The organism is Thiocapsa sp. UBA6158, assembly GCF_002423035.1.
GTDB lineage: Bacteria > Pseudomonadota > Gammaproteobacteria > Chromatiales > Chromatiaceae > Thiocapsa.
This window is the reverse complement of record NZ_DIUM01000140.1, coordinates 1-3,141: the sequence shown is the minus strand read 5'-3', so window position 1 is coordinate 3,141 and position 3,141 is coordinate 1. Positions and strand designations below refer to the sequence as shown.

At 61.5% G+C, this 3,141-nt stretch carries 4 protein-coding genes; 3 read left to right on the top strand and 1 reads right to left on the bottom strand.

Annotated elements, in window-relative coordinates; all coding sequences use genetic code 11:
- Positions 1–691: 691 nt before the first annotated feature.
- Positions 692–895, bottom strand: coding sequence for a (2Fe-2S)-binding protein (locus B4N44_RS20015; RefSeq protein WP_414718175.1), 204 nt, complete (start codon positions 893–895; stop codon positions 692–694).
- A gap of 121 nt (positions 896–1,016) precedes the next feature.
- Here B4N44_RS20015 and bfr (B4N44_RS19770) point away from each other — a divergent pair, with 121 nt between their 5' ends.
- The 3 genes from bfr (B4N44_RS19770) (at position 1,017) to B4N44_RS19760 (ending at position 2,710) form a co-directional block, all read left to right on the top strand.
- A complete protein-coding gene (bfr, locus tag B4N44_RS19770; protein WP_296704828.1) occupies positions 1,017–1,481 on the top strand; it encodes a bacterioferritin in 465 nt (154 codons plus the stop codon).
- A 25-nt stretch (positions 1,482–1,506) separates the two neighbouring features.
- Positions 1,507–1,992: a bacterioferritin gene (gene bfr / locus B4N44_RS19765; protein ID WP_296704825.1), complete on the top strand. Its 486-nt coding sequence runs from the start codon at positions 1,507–1,509 to the stop codon at positions 1,990–1,992.
- A 268-nt stretch (positions 1,993–2,260) separates the two neighbouring features.
- The gene (locus B4N44_RS19760) at positions 2,261–2,710 is read left to right on the top strand and encodes a hypothetical protein (protein ID WP_296704822.1); all 450 of its coding nucleotides are present in this window, start codon (positions 2,261–2,263) and stop codon (positions 2,708–2,710) included.
- Positions 2,711–3,141: the final 431 nt, after the last annotated feature.

Genomic DNA, 3,141 nt, shown 5'->3' with positions numbered 1-3,141 from the left:
ACGCATCAGTTTCGGTCACACCCTGGGGCGACATCCCGGGCGCCGTCTTGGATGCCTTTTCCCGCGGCGAGGTTAGACTCGATGTGGGGCCGGTGCGCGCGCGCGCGGGCTCCCTCCGCGGCGACCGCGCGTCCTCGGAGAACCGAGGACAAAAGAGGACAACTCGATGAAGAGGCGAATGATCGCCTTGGCTGTCTCGGCGGGGTTCGTCGCGACCCTGGCTGCGGCGGACGACCCGGCTCTGCGCGAGAAGGCGAAATCCGCACGCTCAAGAGTATGCCCGGGTATATCGAGCTGGGTGCGGCGCGGGCCGCAACGATGTCGTCGGTCGATCAGTGCGGCCGAACCTGGTCTGCCGATGAGCCGCCCACTTCGCGGTCGAGCCGCCCCGCTGAGCGCGCTCGGACCGTCGGAAGGCCAGGATTCAGCGTCGGGCACTTGAAGCGACGCGTTTCGACGTCATCTCCCCTCGCGTGCGGAGGCTCGGTGGAGATGCCGATCTCGATTCGTCCGAAAGAACCGCTTCATCAGCAACCATCGCTGGCGTCGCCGGCTCGGCGGAAGAGCGTGACCGATTCGCGTCAGGGTATCGCAGAGACGTTCGCGGAGCGTGCGGGACTGAAGCGGCGGCGATCGGTCGACGTTTCGCATTGGATGAACTCTGCTCGCGCACGAGGTTGACGGTGAAGGATCACGAAAAGGCGGCAGCCGTTAACGCTTGTGATCGGCGGCTCTCGACGACCTTTCGCAACAACGCCTTCGCGCAGCTCCCGCAGCGACCGCAGTCGCCGGGTACGCCTAATTCCTTCCTCAGGTCGGCGAGCCTCTCGGCTCCTCGCTCGCCCGCCGCGATGATCTGGCGTTCGGTAACGGCCTGACAAACGCATACGTACATGAGATTTCCCCGACATCCCCGTGGTGTAGGGGGAATAATAGGAACGATTCGCATTTGTGTCAAGATGTGCTTCGGCGCATCTTTCAGTCATTCTCTGTCAAGGTCTAAAGGTCGAGTCCAGATGAAAACCCAACCCTCCATCAATCAGCATCACAACGCGGTGCTCAAGGAAGCCCTGACCGCAATCAATCAGTATTTCCTGCACGCGCGGATGCTCGGCAACTGGGGCTTCAAGACGCTGGAGAAACGGGTCTACCATGCCTCGATCGAGACCATGAAAGAGGCGGATAAGATCGTCGAGCGCGTCCTCTTCCTGGAAGGGTTGCCGAACCTCCAAGACCTCGGCAAGCTGCTGATCGGCGAGGATGTTCCTGAGATCCTGCGCTGCGATCTCTCGATGGAGCTGCGCTACCGTGAAGCACTTGCCGGCGCCATCGCACATTGCGAGCAGCAGGGTGATTTCGTGAGCCGCCACCATCTTGAAGAGATTCAGGAGTCGAGCGAAGAGCGGATCGACTGGATCGAAACCCAGCTTTCACTGATCGAGAGCGTCGGACTGCCGAATTATCTCGAGTCGGCGATCTGACCACAGCAGCCCCGGAGACCCAGATATGAAAGGTAACCCCGAAGTCATCGCCCATCTTCAACGCCTGCTCTCCAACGAGCTGGCCGCGATCGATCAGTATTTCATCCACTCGCTCATGTACGAGGACTGGGGTTTCGCCAAACTGTTCGCGCGCATCGAGCACGAGGCCACGGAGGAGAAGGAGCACGCCACGATGCTGATCCGGCGCATGCTGTTCCTCGAGGCGACGCCCGATCTGAGTCAGCGCGACGGACTGCGCGTGGGTGCGAGCGTGCCGGAGATGTTGGCTAACGACCTCCAGGTCGAGTACGAGGTCGCGGCGGCGTTGAAGGAAGCGATCGCCTGCTGCGAGCAGAACAAGGATTTCCAGACGCGTAACGTTCTGCTGCAACTACTCAGAGACACCGAGGAAGACCACGCCGACTGGCTCGAGCAGCAACTCGGATTGATCGATCGGGTGGGTCTCGAGAACTATCTTCAGTCGCAGATGCACCCCTCCGGTCCGGCTTGAGCCGAGCCTGGTCCTCCGTCGGCGATCCGGTGGCGGACCAGTGGGATCCAAAAAACGGGAGATCCCAAAACGGATCTACCGCTGCAGATCGGGACTCTGTTGTCTCGGCCATGCGCTAAGATCCTGAGTCGAAAAACCCGCTGCCGAGCCGCAGGACGGATCGGTGACAAGCTTAGGGTCCAGCCATACAATCCCCCGCAGTCTTTGGGGAGACGCCGATCCACGGCGCCTCCCGGCTTCAACGTCGGTCTGTCGGGAGAAGACATCTGTGAAATACGCTGCAAAGAGAACTTGGCCGGACAAGCCCAAATCCTGGGAGGCCAAGGGCGAGGCGGAGACCGCCGAGGCATTCGCCCTGGGTTTCGCCGCCGACCAAGGCCTCGGTCTGGGAACCGAGCTGGTCGTGATCGAGCGAGAGGGTGAGGATGCCGAGATTCAGTTCTTCAAGATCGCCAACACCTCGCCGTATCAGCTTGTGCAGGCGGAGCCGAGGGCTGGTGCGGGAGGCGCGCCGCGCCAAGACGCTACACCCGAGCCGTCCTCGACGGGTTCGGGCGTCGCCGGGGAGGAGGGGAGTGCGGAGGTCGCCGCCACGCCCATGGGCAACCTACGCCCCTTCAAGACCATGATCCTCTATATGATCAAGGTCGCCCTCGTGGCCTTCGGTGCCATCTATGCCCTCGGGTACCTGTTTCGCTATCTGCGGTCCGTCCTCTGAGTCGATCCCGCGTGGGCGATTGTTCGCCCACTCCCGCACTCTCCCGACTTCACCATCCCTCGTTCTCGCCGATCATCCAGGGCGCGCCCCGACTGTCCTTGCCTCCTTGCGCCACGCGCTGACACTCCTGCTCCCAATGTTGTGCCCCGATGCCGCGCTCGGGTTGCGCCTACTGCGGCTGAATCGCACCCTTTCCGCCGCTCCGGCCTTTCCCTTATTTTTTTATGTAAAAGAAGCTTGACATCTTTGCCTGTCAAGCTAAGATGACACACAAGGACAGCAAGTCAGTCCGAACGTTCCGGGCCACAAGGAACGCAAGCGTGTTTCGTGGAGGTAGTCGGTGCCACGGAGGTTCGCCCCTCGATCGATATCGGCGGCGCATTTACACATTCTCACGACGGAGCTTAAACCATGGCTGAGCAAGCAAGCCT

What these genes read in the sequence shown, in the direction of transcription:
- B4N44_RS20015 (WP_414718175.1), bottom strand. Translation starts at nt 895, where the DNA reads ATGTACGTATGCGTTTGTCAGGCCGTTACCGAACGCCAGATCATCGCG.
- bfr (WP_296704828.1), top strand. Translation starts at nt 1,017, where the DNA reads ATGAAAACCCAACCCTCCATCAATCAGCATCACAACGCGGTGCTCAAG.
- bfr (WP_296704825.1), top strand. Translation starts at nt 1,507, where the DNA reads ATGAAAGGTAACCCCGAAGTCATCGCCCATCTTCAACGCCTGCTCTCC.